Source organism: Cylindrospermum stagnale PCC 7417, assembly GCF_000317535.1.
GTDB lineage: Bacteria > Cyanobacteriota > Cyanobacteriia > Cyanobacteriales > Nostocaceae > Cylindrospermum > Cylindrospermum stagnale.
On record NC_019757.1, the window covers coordinates 5,624,254 to 5,643,434 of the forward strand.

The 19,181-nt window shown below is 44.0% G+C and carries 6 protein-coding genes; 2 read left to right on the forward strand and 4 right to left on the reverse strand.

Annotation, left to right across the window (positions count from 1 at the left end; translation table 11 throughout):
- Positions 1-396: 396 nt before the first annotated feature.
- Positions 397-654, reverse strand: a complete 258-nt coding sequence (locus CYLST_RS23590) for a DUF6761 family protein (protein ID WP_015210258.1) — start codon at positions 652-654, stop codon at positions 397-399.
- 507 nt (positions 655-1,161) lie between these two features.
- Here CYLST_RS23590 and CYLST_RS23595 point away from each other — a divergent pair.
- A complete protein-coding gene (locus CYLST_RS23595; protein WP_015210259.1) occupies positions 1,162-1,932 on the forward strand; it encodes a response regulator transcription factor in 771 nt (256 codons plus the stop codon).
- Between the two features lie 81 nt (positions 1,933-2,013).
- On the opposite strand, the gene CYLST_RS23600 is transcribed toward CYLST_RS23595, so the two are convergent.
- From CYLST_RS23600 to CYLST_RS23610, 3 genes are read right to left on the reverse strand one after another with little or no spacing between them, the layout of a single operon-like run.
- Positions 2,014-2,796 (reverse strand): ABC transporter ATP-binding protein, encoded by a 783-nt coding sequence (locus CYLST_RS23600; protein ID WP_015210260.1) that lies wholly within the window; start codon positions 2,794-2,796, stop codon positions 2,014-2,016.
- 59 nt (positions 2,797-2,855) lie between these two features.
- Positions 2,856-3,416 carry a hypothetical protein gene (locus tag CYLST_RS23605; protein ID WP_015210261.1) on the reverse strand — a complete coding sequence of 187 codons (561 nt, stop codon included), beginning with the start codon at positions 3,414-3,416 and terminating at the stop codon, positions 2,856-2,858.
- Positions 3,417-3,455: 39 nt separating this feature from the next.
- Positions 3,456-5,570 carry a ShlB/FhaC/HecB family hemolysin secretion/activation protein gene (locus CYLST_RS23610; RefSeq protein WP_015210262.1) on the reverse strand — a complete coding sequence of 705 codons (2,115 nt, stop codon included), beginning with the start codon at positions 5,568-5,570 and terminating at the stop codon, positions 3,456-3,458.
- A gap of 544 nt (positions 5,571-6,114) precedes the next feature.
- On the opposite strand from CYLST_RS23610, the gene CYLST_RS23615 reads away from it, so the two are divergent.
- Positions 6,115-19,092, forward strand: coding sequence for a CHAT domain-containing protein (locus CYLST_RS23615; RefSeq protein WP_015210263.1), 12,978 nt, complete (start codon positions 6,115-6,117; stop codon positions 19,090-19,092).
- Positions 19,093-19,181 lie beyond the last annotated feature (89 nt).

The following is a 19,181-nucleotide window of genomic DNA, read 5'->3' on the forward strand; positions in this document are numbered from 1 at the left end:
AAAATATAGCTAAATTTCTGACTTATTCGGGTTCTAGTGCCAATAATCTCAATTAACTTAAATTTAGCTTGGATTCACACTTACATAGCAGTTTATATTAAGTTTATTTCACGAATCAAGCTGATCTCACAAATACGCAGCGCGAAGTCCTTAACGCAGCGGACAAAATATCCTTAGCTGGAGACGCTTCCATCACCGTTCAAGCCTTGACACCAATAACCAAAAATCCCCTCAGTCGGATTTGGTAAACCAAAATAGCACTGAAGGGATGCGTCTGATCAATACAATAAATTTTTCCCAAATTTCATACCGCTTTACCCGTTGACCAATGCAGGTAATATGCTATAATCATCTGCGGCTAACCAGGTTAGCTACCATTAACTAGGTTAACGGTATTTAACGGTAGTAATCATGTTGTGGCTCTACTTGCGTTTGCGTCATCACAAAGTTTGAGCCATCGTATAAGTAGCGGCTGGCTTCCTCCTCTAGGCGATGAATCAGGTAAGGTTCAATGGCATTACCCTGTCGCAGCGCGGCTAGATATCCATCCAAATACATCCGCATATCAGCCGTGCGATAACCGCGATTCCATAGCTCGACGAAGGCGTCGGTCAGTCTTTGGTAGTAGCGGATGGTTTGTGTGTCTTGGAGCATAACTGCTGTATTAATCTCTTCGGAATGAGAATTGTAAATGATTCACGCTGAAATGTGAAGTATCACATCCCTCTCAAGTATTAACTAAAAGTTAATATTTTTACCTTGGGTAAGACCCCCCAGCAGCTAAAAATCTAATTGATTAGATGCTATTCCAGAAAACTTGGAATATGATTATTTGGTAAGCCATTTTTATGATTTTGCCTGTCAGCAGACCAATTTTATGATTGGTGGCTGCGAACGTCACTTTAGGCAAAATAGAGTCCGCTTGTACCCTAAGGCTGAGATATTTCTCAGCTAATGGTTATTTTGTTTGGTTTCGATCAGTCTAACAAAAATTTAAGAATATTACTAACTTGGCTTTGAGAAAAGCACAAATTAAATTTGTTGCAAGTATTTCTCTGAGCAAATGTAAAGATCATAGCAATTGAAGTAACAAAGGCTACAAAACCTTGGACATGGGCTTGTTAATTTGGGAGTCTATCAACGCTAAGGGGTCTTGCCACCGTGGGATCGGTTTGTATTGAAATCATTGAGGGGAATCCCCATCTGAGGTCGTTGCTGGGTTGGCACTTGCAACAACTGGAATACCGGGTGCATCAAGCTGCCAGTATTTATCAAGCAAGGGAAGTATTTTTAAGCCATCAACCAACACTGGTGATTTTGGACGCGGATTTGCCAGATGGCGATGGTATTGAGTTTTGCCGTTGGTTGCATCGTCAGCAGCAGCCTTTAATGTTAATGCTATCTGCCCGCAGTAATGAAGCTGATATTGTCGCTGGATTAAAGGCTGGGGCAGATGACTACTTGAGCAAACCTTTTGGGATGCAAGAATTTTTGGCTAGGGTTGAGGCGTTAATTCGCCGCCAGCGGACACCCACGGCACCAGCTTATTTAGATTATGGTTCTTTACAAATAGATTTAGTACAGCGCCGCGTTCGCTTTCAAGGGGAGTTCATCGACTTAACACCCCAGGAATTTAGTTTGCTGTACGTTTTGGCACAAGCTGGAGGTGTGCCTTTGAGTAGGTCGGAATTGTTACGTCGGGCTTGGCCTGACGCTATCGACAACCCGCGCACCATTGATACCCATGTTTTATCACTGCGGAAAAAAGTTGAACTTGATCCGCGCCAGCCTAGCTTAATTCAAACGATCCGCAATGTGGGATACCGTTTTAACATGGAAATTTTGAATGCTCATGTTCCGCAATCACAAACAAAGTTAGCGAAAGAAAGATTTAGTAATCATCGTTCAACCCTGACTAGTCAAAGGTCATAGTTTTGAGTCCTGAGTTTTAAATTAGTAGTTATGAATTTGGCATTTTTAACTTCTTACTCCTGACTCAGGACTCAGTACTGTTCAACTCCATTCTTCAGATGCTTGAGTTTCTGCTTGCATTAAGCTTGTGCTTAAGCTATCCCAGTTGATTTCATTCGTTTGTTGATTTGCTAACAACTGACCTTGCTGGAGGTGTAACAACCGGGTGCAAAATGTCTGGGCTAACTCTAGTTGGTGATTTACCATCAGAATTGTGGTTGGATAGGTTTGAGTTAGCTGGGTCAGAACTTGCATTAAACGGGCAGATGTACCAGCGTCCAAGGCGGAGGTAGGCTCGTCTAATAGTATAATTTGCGGTTGGATGACTAAGGCACGTGCGATCGCTACTAGCTGTCTCTCTCCAGCAGAAAGTTGCACCTCAGTTCGCCCTAACCACTCACTGGGAATGTGTAGTTGTTCTATCCAGTGACTGACTCGTTGCTGAATTGTCTGTTTGGGCAAACCACGTAAAACCAAGGGATAAGCTAAAGCTTCTTGGACGCTCATCCCCAACAGCTTTGACTCTTGCAATACCAGTGTCACCGCTTGACGAATCTGAATCACAGGGATTTGCTGATATTCCTGATTTTCTAGATAAATTTTGCCGCTAGTGGGTGTAATCAGGCGGTTAAGGAGGCGTAATAACGAAGTTTTACCAGCACCAGCAGGGCCGACAATGGCTAGGCGATCGCCCTGAAATACCTCAAAAGAAATATCCTGTAAAATTGGGTATCCCTGCTGATTAGACTGAAGCTGAGTTTTCAGCTTTGTAAACAGGTTAACTTGTTCTAGCCGTAGTTGGGTTTTGGCGGTGAAATGATCCAAATCTAACTTTGGGGAATGGGGACTGGGGAGAGTAATAACTAATGACTAATGACCAATGACTAATGACCAATAGTTAATGCTGTGGTGATCGTCCAACCGTCCACCAACAATAACAGCAGGGTGAATCCCAATAGAATTATATACATCCACGGCTGCGCTAAAGGGCGAACATCTGTAGTATCAATACCCGTTTTTGCTTGCACAAATTGCACCAAACGGGCAAATCCAGCGACACGCATGGGTAATAAATAAGCTTGACCTCCCTGGCTGAGAAAATAATAAACTAGACCACCTTGACCAGTGGTGCGGGGTTTTAACTCTTTCACATCTGACCAAGGTAAAAACCAACCTTTACGAAAAAAGCGAGGCACCCAGACAGGGTAAGTAACCTGAATTCCCTGGTCATCTACTATTACTCGTTCAGTCAACACCGCATAAAGGGCAACTAAGCCAAGGCTAATCCCTATCCACAATAATGTTGGTGGGATGGGTGCACCTGTTACCTGGGATAAGAAAGGTAATGGGACTGTGAGTGCTAGATATAAACTCAACAGCGTCAGCCGAATCAACGGAGATAGGTGAAAAACAGAAGCTGAGGTATTGGCTGAGTTTGCTGTCATGGCTCAATTACAGTGCTTTTCTTTATTGTGACATCCTGGTCACAGACCATAGCTAGCATTAAAGTAAAAGCCACTATCTTGAGCATTTTGCCCCCGATCCTTTAATTCTATTAGCGGCAGTGCATAATCCAAGCGCAAGTTAAGTTCTGGTATTGGTTTCCATAAAAATCCTAATCCTAGACCGGCGATAAACTGCTGTTCTTGGAGGATATTGGGATTGCTTTCGGCGTTCCAGATATATCCCATATCGAAAAATGGGGCAATTTGCATGACATCCTTGCCGTTGGAGTCTCGTTGCACGACGATGCGGTCTTCTAAAGAAAATCGTAATCCGTTATCACCAGCCCGGATATTCTGCCGATAGCCACGGACTGATTGACCACCACCTGTGACAAATTGTTGGGAAGGTAGCAAGCCGGTTGGTGCGAATTGTAAATCGGCTTGAACTATTAAAATATTATCTTGACCTAAGCGTTGCTGTCTTTGTGCTTGCAAGAACCAACTGAAAAAGCGTCCATCAGGCTTGGGTTCTGGGTTAAAGGTGGCGTCAAACCAGCCAACGCCTAAGTTAAATTGCGATCGCAGTCCCCAAACCCCCTGTGCATCTCGTCTCACATAATCTTGGGCAAATTTGAATGTGCGGGTGCGGCTGTTACCGTCTAAGTCAGGGCCAATACCAAAGGGGGTTGGCCCTGCAAAGGTAAATGTCTGACCATCTTGGACGGTGAAGCCTAAAGATAAAGCAAATTCTTCTTTCAAAGTTCGCACTAACGGCTGACGATAAGTAATTTCATACAGCAGTGACTCTCCGGCAATATCTAAAATGTCGAAAGGTGGCTGGATAACTTTGGTTTGGCTAAGTGCACCTCTGAACTGTACAGTCCCATTCATCGGATTCAGCGGCACCTGATAACTCAAGTCGTAAACTTTAGAACCTCCATCCTTAGTGGAAAAGTAATAAGATGCTGCCAGTTGATCGCCAAGACCTGTGAGGTTACGATTAATAACATTGATACCCAATCGTTCTGAACCGACGCTTGGGGGAGAATAGTTATCTATACTAAGTCTTATATCAAGTGGGTCAGCCTCTGTAACCCTCACCACGACTATACTTTTACCCTGTATACTTCCTGGGCGAATGCTGGCTTCTATTTTTGTAAACAAAGGGTCTGATTGCAGCAGCCTTAACTGTTCTTCTAGTTTAGTTTGGGAAAAAGGCTGGCCAATGCCCAAAGCAATCCGCGATCGCACATATTCAGACCTGACACCTCTCGTTGGTGGGTCAATCTTAATCTCTTCTACACTGCCTTCAATCACCTTAATGGGCACGATGCCATCTTTAATTGCTGACTCGTCCACAATCGCGATCGAGGTGATGTAGCCTTTCTGGAAATACCACCCAGTAATTTGGTCAGCAACTTTTCTCAGTTCTGCCAAAGATACTGTGCTTCCTTCCACTCTCTTAATAATCGGGTCAAGTTCCCTAGAGTTAGGAACACTACTGTTAATCAACTCAATTTTCTTCACCAATATTAGTGAGGAATCTTGTACTGGTGTAACTGGAGTAGATGGCTTCGGTGAATCTTGCGCTGCTGTAACTGAAGTAGATGGCTTCGGTGAATCTTGCGCTGCTGTAACTGAAGTAGATGGCTTCGGTGAATCTTGTGCTGCTGTAACTGGAGTAGATGGCTTCGGTGAATCTTGTGCTGCTGTAACTGGAGTAGATGGCTTAGAAAAATCTTGCGCTGGTGTAACTGGAGTAGATGGCTTAGAAAAATCTTGCGATTGTGTAACTGGAGTAGATGGCTTGGGAGAATCTTGCGCTGGTGTAACTGGAGTAGATGGCTTAGAAAAATCTTGCGATTGTGTAACTGGAGTAGATGGCTTGGGAGAATTTTGTAATTGTAAGAGTTTTGGTTTAGTTGTGCCTTGAGTGACGCAAGCAGGATCAACAGGACGGCGAATTGGTGACTCAGATAAAATTGACAGGGCTAGAGAGCAACTTCTTGTCGTCTCTCCTTCCTCCACAGTTTCTGACACTATATCTGATGGCAACTTAGTTTCAGCATAACTTGGGGAAGTATAAGCAACTAAGAGAATGCTAGGAATTAAAAATACACCCCTTCGGAAATAGCCCTGTAAGGTAAAGCACATAATTTATCAGATTAAACAAAGTATATACATCATGCGAAGAGCTTTAGCCACAGAAATACTTAATAAGTATACATAAGCCTTAATTAATTTAAGGGGTCTTTACCTAACAAAAATAATCACAAATCTATCCTAGTATATTTTCTGTATATAATCCACAAAGCCTTGTATGGTAATCTTTTTGACTACAGAATCTTTTCTGTAAACAAGTTTTGATGATATACTTTTATCAAAATGCTAAGTATGTTATCTTTTACTCACAGCCGTTGTATGTATAAGTTAAAGAAAAACTTTATTCTTTTTTAGGAGTATTTTAGATACCACTCAAGACTAGAACTTTTTCTGGGTTTGAGAGTCATAACTTATGCACACATCTGCCAGCAACCCGGTTCCTGTGAGTAAGTTTTAAGAGTCTTTGAATACTCTGCCTTTACCAGCTAATGAGGAAAATTGTAGGCTTTCAAACATTTGCTAGACGTAAGGCGAATTACCGGGATGTTTGCCAAAACTGAGTTTTCTACCCTAAGTTGTGGATTTAGAACCGCTTATGACCTCTTTAGCGCCAAAAATAAATTTACTGTTATTAGTTGCCAGTAATGCGATCGCCTTCGCCCCGCCATTCGCGATGGGCTACGCCGTGCTGTTCGCGATCGCCCCAGCCCAAGCGCAGTCTATCACCCCAGCGGCTGACGGCACAAATACAACAGTCACCCCCAACGGCAACCAACTCAACATTAGTGGCGGTTCTCTTTCTGGAGATGGCGCGAATCTCTTCCACAGCTTCCAAAAATTTGGTCTAAATGCCGACCAAATTGCCAATTTTCTCTCCAATCCCAATACCCAGAATATTTTAGGACGGGTAGTTGGCGGCGACCCCTCATTAGTAAACGGTTTAATTCAAGTTACAGGTGGGAACTCCAACCTATTTTTGATCAACCCTGCCGGCTTCATATTTGGCCCCAACGCCAGCTTAAACATACCAGCAGACTTCACCGCCACCACAGCCAACAGCATTGGTATTGGGAGCAATTGGTTTAACGCCATTGGAGACAACAACTATGCAGCTTTAGTAGGAACCCCAACTACCTTTAGTTTCAACACCTCTCAACCAGGAAGCATTCTCAACTTTGGCGACTTAGAAGTAACTACTGGTAATTTAAATTTACTCGCAGGTACAGTAGTTAGCACCGGAAAGCTAACAGCACCAGGAGGTAACATCACCATCGCCTCCGTACCCGGCGAAAATCTATTACGCATCAGCCAACCGGGAAACCTGGTGAGTTTAGAAATACCCACCAGCGCCGCAACATCCGGTAATATCACCATTCCCACCTTAGCTAAACTATTAACTGGCCCAGCTACAAGCAATAACAGCGGCTTAACAGTTAATAACGGACAGGTGCAACTAACAGGTTCCGGCATCCAGGTAAATCCTGGGGATGTAGTTGCCAAAGAGTTGACATCACAAACAGCAACCCTGACATCTGCAAACAATTTAACTTTGCCAGAAAGTCAACTGAAAACAACAGGCAATTTAAACCTGTTAGCTCAAAACACCGTACAGATACGCGATAGTGTAGCTAACCCATTTTTAGCCCAATCTGGGGAAAATCTCTACATCCAGGGTAATCAAAACATTGATATTCTCGCCCTGAACCACCCCCAGACCCCCTTTGTCAGTGGCGGAAATCTCAGTTTAATCAGCGATGGTATTGTTTCTGGTGATGCTCACTTTAGCAGCGGTGGACAGTTTTCGATTCTCAAGCTATCGGGTAGTGCAGGTAACTTTGTCAGTCTCTATGATCCGATTATTAAAGCAAATAGTGATGTTGAGTTTGGCAAATATGAAGGAATAGCGCTGAAAGTAGAGGCGACAGGAAGTATTAAGGGTGGAGATATCAAAATTACAGGTGCAGATCCTAGTGACCCAGAGTTGAGTAGTGGCCGCAATCTAGTATTACGTGCTGGCTTGGGTTCAGTTACTTCCCCTTCAACTTTGCCTACTTCTGGAGGTAGCACAAGCTTCACAAATCCAGCAAGCCCGTTATTGCCTAAAGGCGGAATTCAGGTAGGGAACATCACCACCTCAACTACACAAAATAATGAAAACGGTGGCACTATAACCCTATCGGCTACAGGTGGTATCAAGACAGGTGACTTAGACTCATCAGCCACTGGTAACAATACGAAGGGAGGTAATATCTCCCTGACAACCACAGGCGGCAACATTAACACAGGTAATAATATCACTACCTCTGGTAAGGTTGACGGCGGCAACGTTACATTCACAGGCCCCGTTGTCCTTAATAGTGGTGCTACTAGCATCACAACTGGTTCTGGGAAAGGTGATATCACCTTCAACAACACAGTAGACGGCAGTAGTGATTTAACCCTCACGGCTGGCACAGGTAAGATCAGCTTTCAAGGCGACGTTGGTAGTCCCACACCTCTCAAGCGCCTCAACATCACCAGCGCTACTGATACTAGTGTCGTCGGCAAGATTACTACCACAGGTGAGATCACCTTCAATAGTCCCGTCATCCTAAAAGATAATGGCACAAACACCTTCAACTCTGGTAATGGTGATATCAAGTTCAACAACACAGTAGATGGTGCAAAAGATTTAACTCTTACGGCTGGTACAGGTAAGATCAGCTTTCAAGGCGATGTTGGTAATCCCACACCTCTCAACAGCCTCAACATCACAAGCGCTGAAAATACTACTGTCGCCGGCAAGATTACGACTAAAGGAGATATCACTTTCGGTAGTGCCCTGATCCTGAAAGATAGTGGTGCAAACACCTTCGACTCTGGTGGAGGTGATATCAACTTCAAAAGCAATGTAGATGGCAGTGGTGATTTAGACCTCAAGGCTGGTGCCGGTACGATCAGCTTTCAAGGCGATGTTGGTAATCCCAAACCTCTCAACAGCCTCAACATTACAAGCGCTACAAATACTACTGTCGCCGGCAAGATTACGACTAAAGGAAATATCACTTTCGGTAGTGCCCTGATCCTGAAAGAGAATGGTATAAACACCTTCGACTCTGGTGGAGGTGATATCAACTTCAACAGCAATGTAGATGGCAGTGGTGATTTAGACCTCAAGGTTGGTACAGGTAAGATCAGCTTTCAAGGCGATGTTGGTAATCCCACACCTCTCAACAGCCTCAACATCACAAGCGCTGAAAATACTAGTGTTGCAGGCAAGATTACGACTACAGGAGATATCACTTTCGGTAGTGCCCTGATCCTGACAGGTACTGGTACAAACACCTTCAACTCTGGTAATGGCAAGATTAACTTCAACAGCAATGTGGATGGAGCCAAAGATTTAACTCTCGCGGCTGGTACAGGTACGATTAGCTTTCAAGGCGATGTTGGTAGTCCCGTAGCGCTGAAAAGCTTCAATATCACAAGCGCTACAAATACCAGTGTCGCAGGCAAGATTACGACTACAGGAGATATCACTTTCGGTAGTGCCCTGATCCTGAAAGATAATGGTATAAATACCTTCGACTCTGGTGGAGGTGATATCAACTTCAAAAGCAATGTAGATGGCAGTGGTAATTTAGACCTCAAGGCTGGTGCAGGTACGATTAGCTTTCAAGGCGATGTTGGTAGTCCCGTAGCACTGAAAAGCTTCAATATCACAAGCGCTGAAAATACTAGTGTTGCAGGCAAGATTACGACTACAGGAGATATCACTTTCGGTAGTGCCCTGATCCTGACAGGTAGTGGTACGAACACCTTCAACTCTGGTGGAGGTGATATCAAGTTCAACAACACAGTAGATGGTGCAAAAGATTTAACTCTCAATGCAGGTGCAGGGAACATTACCTTTAGTGGTGCAGTGGGTGGTGGGGGAACTCCCTTGAACAAGCTTGATATCACTGATGCTGCCAAGATTGATGTTGCCAGCAACATCAGCACCAAAAACGATCTCACATTGAGTAAGCCTGTAACCCTTACAGGCACTGGTCAAAAAGAATTTAGTTCTCAATTGGGCGCGATCGCCATTAATTCCAGTTTAGCCGCAGGTGATTCTGATTTAATCTTGACCGCCAATGAAATTAACTTGACCAACGCCAGTTCTTCAGTCACGAGTACTGGGGGAAGCTTGACACTTCAGCCGGTTACACCCGGACAAAATATTGCACTTGGCGGTGCTGCTGATACTGATGCAACCACTTTAGACTTGACCGCAATAGATTTAGCCGCCTTCAAAAATGGCTTCAGTGCCATTAATATTGGTCGTAGCAATGGCACTGGGAAAATTAATGTCAACGGCCCGGTCACCTTCAAATCCTCAGTCATCCTTGCTAATTCAACCAATCTCAAGGCTGACATCACCAACACCAACTCTATTACCTTCCAGAAACCAGTCTCTTTAGGCGAGAATGCAACTCTCAACTCTGGTGGTGGCGAGATCAAATTTGAGAATACGGTTGATGGTGCGAAAGATTTAACTCTCAATGCCGGTGCAGGGAACATTACCTTTAGTGGTGCAGTGGGTGGTGGGGGAAATCCCTTGAACAAACTTAATATTACTGGCGCATCCAATATCAATGTTGCCAGCAACATCACCACCACAAATGATCTCACCTTGGGTAAGCCTGTAACCCTTACAGGCACTAGTCAAAAAGAATTTAGTTCTCTATCGGGTGCGATCGCCATTAATTCCACTTTAGCAGCAGGTGATTCTGATTTAATCTTGACCGCAAATAAAATAGACTTGCTCACATCTAACTCAATCACAGGTGCTGGGAAGAATCTCACACTTCGACCATTTACAGCCAGTCAAAAAATTATCCTTGGCGGTGCTAGCAATACAGATGCCAACACTTTAGACTTGACAGCAACAGACCTAACTGCTTTAGCCGATGGTTTCAATTCCATTACTATCGGACGCACAGATAGCAGCGGTGTGATTGATGTTAACGCTGTCACCTTCAAAGACCCAGTAACAATTCAATCTCCTGCTGGTATCAACGTTAATGGGTCAATTACAGGAACAGATAACGCCTCTGTCACCCTCAATGGATCAACTGCTTTAAAGGCTAACATTATTACCGCTAATCAAAACATTAACTTTCTGAACAAAGTCTCCTTAGGCGAGAATGCAACTCTCAACTCTAATGGCGGCAAGATTAATTTTGATAACACGGTGGATGGTGCAAAAGATTTAACGCTGAATTCAGGTTCAGGGAATATTAGCTTTAACGGTGATGTGGGTGGGACATCTGCACTGAACAAACTTGACATTACCGGGGCATTCAATATCAATGTTGCTAGAAATATCACCACCACAAATGATCTCACCTTGAGTAAGCCTGTTAACCTGACTAATGGTGGTACACAAACATTCAAATCGAATGCTGGTAATGTCATTCTTGGTAACACAGTTAATGGGGCGAGTAATTTCACTGTAACGGCTGGTACTGGCAAGGAAGTCACCTTGAATGGTGCAGTTGGTGAGACAACAAACTTAACTAGGTTCACCAGCAACGCTACTAATACTAAGGTCGCTAATAACATCAGCGCGACAAGTGATATTCAATTTAATAGTCCATTAACCTTAACTGGCAGTGATATACAAGCCTTTAAATCAAGTACAGGCAATATCACTTTTACTGACAAGGTAACGGGAACTAGCGGTTTAACTTTGACTGCGGCTAACACCAATGTTGCTAATAATATCAGCACAGGTACTCTGGAATTTAATAGTCAAGTTAACTTGACTGGTGATGCTGCAAAAACCTTTACCTCTACAGGAGATATCACCTTTGGTAACAAAGTAACGGGAACTAGCGCTTTAAATCTCGCTGCCAACAATACCAATGTAGCTAATGACATCACCACCACAGGAGACCTCACCTTCAAGCAACTCACCCTAACAGGTAATGCGGTTGTGAATGCGGGAAAAGGCACAATTGCAGTTAATTCAGGTGTGACGGCGGGTGGTTTTGATTTAAATTTGACGGCTGATGAAATTAACTTGCTGACAACGGCTGACAAGGTAACAGGTACTGGAAATATTACACTTCAGCCATTTACACCAAATCAAAAGATTATAGTTAATGGTGCTAGCGATACTACAGATACTTTAGACCTGACCACAACAGACTTAGCAGCCATCAAAGATGGCTTCAACTTAATTACTATCGGTGGTAATAGTGGTGTGATAAATGTTAACACTGTCACCTTCCGAGACTCAGTTAAAATTCAATCTCCTACTGGGCGTATCAACCTTAATGGTTTAATTACAGGCAATAATGCTTCTGTGACTCTTGATGGTGCAACTAAGCTGAATGCTGGCGCTGGCGTCACCACTACCAACAACCAAGCTATCCGTTTTACTAACACGATTGATGCTGATGGGGCTAAAGATTTAACTCTGACTGCGGGTGGAGGGACTGTTCGTCTTGATGGTGCGGTGGGTGGAACATCTGCACTGAACAACCTTGAGATCACTGGCGCATCTAACATTACTGTTGCTAGCAATATCACCACCACCAACGATCTCACCTTAAGTAACCCTGTTACCCTGACTAATGGTGGTACACAAACCTTCAAATCGAATGCTGGTAATGTCAGTCTTGGTAACACAGTTGATGGGGCGGGTAATTTGACTTTAACTGCTGGTACTGGCAAGGAAGTCATCTTGAATGGTGCAGTCGGTGGGACAACTCGTTTAAATAGCTTCACCAGCAACGCTACTAATACTAAGGTGGCTAATGACATCAGCACGACAAACAATATTCAATTTAATAGTCCATTAACTTTAACTGGCAGTGGTACACAAGCCTTTAACTCAAGTGCAGGCGAGATCAGTTTCACTAACACAGTCACGGGAACTAGCGGTTTAACTTTAAATGCGGTTAACACCAATGTTGCTAACAATATCAACACAGGTACTCTGGAATTTAATAGTCAAGTTAACTTGACTGGTGGGGCCAAAACTTTTACCTCTACAGGAGATATCACCTTTGGTAACAAAGTAACGGGAACTGGTGCTTTAACTCTCGCTGCTACAAACACTAAAGTGGCTAATGACATCACCACTACAGGTAATCTCACGTTCAATCAACTCATTTTGAATGGTGATGCGGTTGTGAATGCGGGAACCGGCACAATTGCAGTTAATTCGGGTGTGACAGCGGGTGGTTTTAATTTAAATTTGACGGCTAATGAAATTAACTTGCCAACAACGGCTGACACAGTAATAGGTACTGGGAATCTTACACTTCAGCCATTTACAGAAAGTCAAAAGATTATAGTTAATGGTGATAACGATACTACAGGCACTTTAGACCTGACCAAAACTGACTTAGATGCCATAAATCCTGGCTTCAAGTTAATTACTATTGGTAACGAGGATGGTAGTGGGGAAATTAAAGTCAATACTGTCAACTTTGATGACCCTGTTTTAATTCAATCTCCCCTAGGTAGTATCAAAGTTGATGGCTTAATTACAGGAGAAGGTGCTGTTACCCTTAGCGCCAGTTCTGTTGATACTAGCGTAACCACTCTCAGTGCTGGCATTATAACTAAAAACAAACCCATTACCTTTAGAAACCAAGTTGTTTTGCTTGAAGGTGCGAATCTAGTCCTAGAGTCTGGTGGTGGGAACATCACCTTTGAGAAAACACTTGATGGTAATGGAATTTTATCTCTTCTTGCAGATACAGGTAATGTTAGCTTTAAAGGAGATGTCGGTGGTCAGACTCCACTAAGTAAACTGATTGTAGAGAGCGCCAACAATATTATTGTTGGCGGTAACATTACCGCTACTGGTGAGATCACCTTTAACAGTCCCGCTAACGTTCAGTTGATTAATAATATAATTTTGACGGCTGATGAAATTAACTTACCCACAACAGCCGACTCGGTGTCAGGCACTGGTAAGGTAGTACTTCAGCCATATACACCCAGTCTGGCGATTAAACTTAATGGTGTTAACGACACTGGTGTAAGCACTTTAGACTTGATTACAACTGACTTAAACGCCCTAAAAGATGGTTTCAGTTCGATTACTATCGGTCGGACAAATAGCAGTGGGGTGATTGATGTCGGTGCTGTCACAGATGACAGTGCTGTCACCTTCAAAGATGCAGTGATTTTGCGATCGCCAAATGGCAGTATTAACGTTAATAAATTAATTACATCTACAGATGCTAGTTTAGCCACAGTTCCAGAGACTGCCGCCGTTACCTTTGATGCCAAGTTAACTACTCTCTTTGCTGGTATTACCACTGCTAACAAACCCATCACCTTCAATCAAGAAATCTTTTTGGGTGCGGGTGCTAATATACCTCTGACTACAGGCAATGGCGATATTAGCTTCTTTGATGCAATTAATGGCAGCGGTAATTTAACTCTCTCCGCTGGTACAGGTAACGTCACCTTGGGGGGTAATGTTGGTAGCACCACCCCTCTCGGTAGCTTGGTGATTGACAGCGCGAAGAGTACTGCTGTTGCTGGGGATATCACCACTACCAATGGTGTCATCAACTTTAACAACAGTATTGTCAATTTGACTGGTGGTGGTGAACAAACTTTTAATTCTGGCAATGGCAATATCAGCTTTAGCAACATAGTTGATGGAAAGAGTAATTTAACTCTCTCGGCGGGGACTGGAATTGTTACCTTTGATCAGGTTGTGGGTGGGAAAACAGCGCTGAGTGGTTTAACTAGCAATGCTGCGGAAACCAAAGTGGGGGCAAGCATTACCACCACAGGCAAAATCAATTTCAATGGTGCTGTTACTCTCACTGGTACTAATGCCAAAGTCTTCGACTCTGGCAATAATGACATCAGTTTTAGCAATGCTATTGATGGCAACAGTGAATTAACTCTCTCTGCGGGTACGGGGATTGTTACTTTAAATGGTGCTGTGGGTGACACAACAGTGCTGAGTGGTTTAATTAGCAACGCTGCTGAGACTAAAATCGGGTCAAATATCACCACCACAAGTAATCTCAACTTCGATAACCCGGTTACCTTAATCGGCACTGGTGCCAAAGTCTTCACCACTAACGATAACGACATTAGTTTTGGCAGCACATTGGATGGAACTGGGAATTTAACTTTGTTTGCTGGTGCGGGGAATATTAGCTTTAGCGATAATATTGGGGCGATCGCACCATTTGGGAAATTGAATATCGCCAGTGCTAAAACCACTACCGTTCCCGGCAGCATCACTACAGCTAATGGTGATATCAGTTTTTCTAGTCAAGTCATCTTGACTGACAATACTATTTTTAACGCTGGAACTGGGGCGATTGCCTTCGGCACGTCGGAGACGATCGCATTTAATAATGGTTTAACAGCAGGTAATTTTGATTTAACCTTGAGAGCCGACAACATCAACTTGCCCGCAACAGCTAACTCAGTGACTGGTAGCGGCAATCTACTACTACAGACTTTTACACCAGACCAAAATATCACTCTCGGCAGTACAGGGGCAAATACTTTAGACTTAACTGCAACCGATTTAGCCTCGTTGGAAGATGGCTTTAATTCGATTACTATCGGTCGCACCGATGGCAGTGGGACGGTTAATATCAACACCGCTGCCTTCAGTGACCCGGTGACAATTCAATCTCCTAATGGCGCAATTAGCGTTAATGGATTAATTACAGCTACAGACAACGCTACAGTCACCCTGGATGCCATTTTAACCACCCTCAAAGCTGGCATTAGCACCGATAACCAATTCCTGACCATCCCGAATAAAGTCTTCTTGGGTACAGATGCCAATGTGCCCCTGAGTACGGGTAATGGCGATATTAGCTTGGGTAGCACAGTGGACGGCGGTGGGAATTTAATTCTCTCTGCGGGTACAGGTAATATTACCCTTGGTGGTGATGTTGGTAGTACCACACCGCTGAGTAGCTTGGTAATCGACAGCGCTACCAGCGCAACTATTCCAGGCAGCATCATTACTAATGGAAATATTATCTTTAACATTCCCTTCACTTTGACTGGCAGCGGTAGTAAAGTGTTTAATGCTGGAACTGGAGCGATCGCCTTTAACGATGCTGTGACCTTAGGTAGTAACGACCTGAACTTAATTGGCGATGAAATTGATTTTCAAGGCAATGTCACAGGTACTGGCAATCTGCAACTGTTTCAGGGAACAGCAACTACTGGATTTATCCTCGGTGGTAGCAGTAATACCACTGCTGGAGTTGTGGATCTCACAGGCACAGAACTCGGATTGTTGCAAAATGGTTTCCAGTCAATTACTATCGGTCGCACCGATGGCAGTGGGACAATTACTATTCCTAGTGAGGGTGCAACATTCGCAGATCCATTGATCATTCAGTCTCCCAAAGGAATTCTACAAGGAACTGGCACGATTACTGGCACTGACAACGCGACAATTACCCTAAATGTCGGTAATATCACCTCTGGGAATATCATCACTAACAACCAAGATGTCAACCTCAACGGCAATGTTAACTTCATTGCTGACTCCAGCTTAAATACTGGCAGTGCTACTCTAAACATCAATGGGAATATAGGAGTGGGTAGTAACACCCTGACACTCACCGCAGATGAAATTAACTTGCTATCTACAGGAAGTGTCAGCGGTACTGGTAATTTATTTTTGCAACCTGCAACCCTAGGACAAAATATTAACCTTGCAGGCGATGCTGACAGCGGCAGCAATTCCTTAGACTTAACTATAAGTGAACTAGCTACCTTGAAAGATGGCTTTAACTTTATCACCATTGGGCGGAGTGATGGCAGCGGTGCGATCGCCATCAATCCCAATACATTCAACGATCCTGTAAAAATTCAGTCACCCAATGGTAGTATCACCGCCACGGGCACAATTACAGGCGCGGGGAATGCAGCAATTAATTTAACTGCCAACAACATCAGCATTGGCGACATTACCACCGAAAATCAAAACATTACTCTCGACGGTAATACCACTTTCACAGGGAACACGACGCTGGATGTCGGCACTGCCACAATTGACATTTTAGGCACTTTAGCCGCTGGTAGTAACAATCTGACTTTGACTGCCAATGAAATTAACTTGCCATTAACAGCTAATGTCGTTAGTGGGACAGCTAACTTAGTGCTACAGCCAACAACAGCAACACAAAATCTGGTAGTTGGTGGTGCTAGTGATAGTGGGGAAAATTCCTTAGACTTGACGGCAACAGATATCGCCTCCTTAACTAATGGCTTCAATAGCATTACTATTGGCAGTGCTGATAGCAGTGGGGCAGTCACGATTAATCCTATTAGCTTCTTTGACCCAGTCACGATTCAGTCTAGTTTTGGGTCTGGTGCAATCAGTGCCGTAGGGGCAATTACAGGCACAGATAATAGCTCAATTACACTGCGAGCAAATCAGAATATAACTACTAGCGATATCACTACAGAAGGCGGGAGTGTTGAGATTATCAGTCAAAATGGGGCGATCGCCACTGGTAATTTGAACTCCAATATTGATGGACAAGGTAATGCTGGCAACACTACACTTAATGCCCCTGGCAACGTGACCACAGGAAATATTTCTGCACGTACCGATGCTGGCAACGGTGGTAATGTTTCGCTCAATAGCACTGAAGGCGCGATCGCATCTGGAAATATCTTCGCTGATACTACTGCAGGAGTTGGGGGTGCAGTCACTCTTCTGGCTGAAAATGGCATCAATGCCGGAGTCATCAATTCCAATTCCAGCACTGAGAATGGTGGCGATGTGACCTTAAAAAACACCACCAATATTAGAGATGTCAACAATAATATTGTAGTGACATCCATCGATGCCCAGGGTGGCACTACTGGCACTGGCGGTAAGGTAAACATCACCACTAGACGCTACTTCCGCTCTACAGGCACTTTCACAGACCGGAATGGGATCAATGCCAGTATCTCTACCGCAGGGGGAGTTGATACCGGTCTTTCCCTCGGCGATGTGATCAAAGCCAGTATCTCTGGACAAGGGGAAACAGCCCCTGGTTCGATCACCATCGATCATGGCGGTAACAGTTCCGTACCCTTCATCGTCGGTCGGGCTGAAACCAATGGCACAGCAGGATCTCTCACCACTGGTATTGCTAATTCCATTTTACCCACGGAATCTTTCCCTAATAGCCGCACCCAAGGCAAAATTAGAATCGTTACTCAAGGACAGTTCTTAACCGCAAGCGACGAACTGCGACAAACACAACAGAGTATATCTCAGCTAGCAGGTAACAGCTCCTTGAGGTTGGAAACTAATGCCTCTGTTGACCAAGCAGAAGCACAAGCGACAGGACAGTTTAAAGACTTTGGGGCAGGCAACCGTTCAATCACTTCTGTCTCCCAGTCCCGCTCCTTGCTCGGTGAAGTTCAGAAACAAACAGGCGTCAAATCAGCAATTGTTTATATCAAATTTACGCCGCTCAACGGACTAGAATCGGCAAATCAAGATGACAAAGCCAAAGATAACTACCTACTGGATTTGATCTACGTCACGGCAGATAAAGAACCCGTCCGCCAGCTACTATTGGGTGTAACTAGAGCAGAAGTGCTGAAAGTAGTTCGCCGATTTAGAAGTGAAATTTCTGATCCGGGTAAAGCCGGTAGCACCACCTATTTAGCCCCAGCAAAGCAACTGTATGATTGGTTAATTGCACCCCAAGAAGCTGAACTGCAAAAGCAGGGCGTGAATAATCTGATGTTCGTCATGGATGAAGGTTTGCGATCGCTTCCTGTAGCCGCCCTCCATGATGGTAAACAATTTCTGATTGAAAAGTACAGCCTGGCACTACTCCCCAGTTTCAGCCTGACCGATACCACATATGTTGGGATTAAAAACTTGCCAATTTTGGCAATGGGAGCCGAAAAATTTACCCCAGACCAAAATCAATCAGAGTTACAGGCTGTACCTTTAGAGATTACCAACATTAGCCAAAAACTATCACAAAAGGTGACATCTATCCGCGACGAAAAGTTCACCCTAGAGAATCTGAAGAAACAAACAACTGAAACATCCTATAAAATAATTCACCTGGCAACCCACGCTGACTTTCCCAATCAACAAAGTGGCGGTCGCAGCAAATCATATATCCAGCTATACAACAGCAAACTGGGGTTAGATCAAATCCGCGACTTGAAATGGGATAACCCGCAAGTGGAGTTACTAGTCTTAAGTGCTTGTAAATCAGCCTTGGGGGATGGTGAGGCAGAATTAGGTTTTGCTGGATTAGCCATCCAAACTGGTGTGAAGTCAGCCGTCGCCAGTTTGTGGTATGTGTCAGATGCGGGCACCTTGGGGCTAATGACCGAATTTTATAGCAACTTAAATACTGCAAGCATTAAAGCCGAAGCACTGCGACAGGCACAATTGGGAATGATTCGGGGCAAAGTGCGAATAGAAAAAAATCAGTTTATTGGCTCTCAAGGTAGTACTCAACTAACACCTGAACAGGCTGAATATTTGCAAAGCAATATCCAAGGTAATCTCGGACATCCTTTTTATTGGGCAGCCTTTACCATCATTGGTAGCCCCTGGTAATGTTTAATTTTGTTCAAATACCCGCTCCTTCTGTCAATAGTTTTTTGCTATCCCGTTACTCCTTCAAAATAAACTGGAAAAAACCCCCA

Bases quoted from the DNA above. Each gene is read 5' to 3' on its own strand.
- CYLST_RS23590 (WP_015210258.1), bottom strand. From the start codon at position 654: ATGCTCCAAGACACACAAACCATCCGCTACTACCAAAGACTGACCGAC.
- CYLST_RS23605 (WP_015210261.1), bottom strand. From the start codon at position 3,416: ATGACAGCAAACTCAGCCAATACCTCAGCTTCTGTTTTTCACCTATCT.
- CYLST_RS23610 (WP_015210262.1), bottom strand. From the start codon at position 5,570: ATGTGCTTTACCTTACAGGGCTATTTCCGAAGGGGTGTATTTTTAATT.
- CYLST_RS23615 (WP_015210263.1), top strand. From the start codon at position 6,115: ATGACCTCTTTAGCGCCAAAAATAAATTTACTGTTATTAGTTGCCAGT.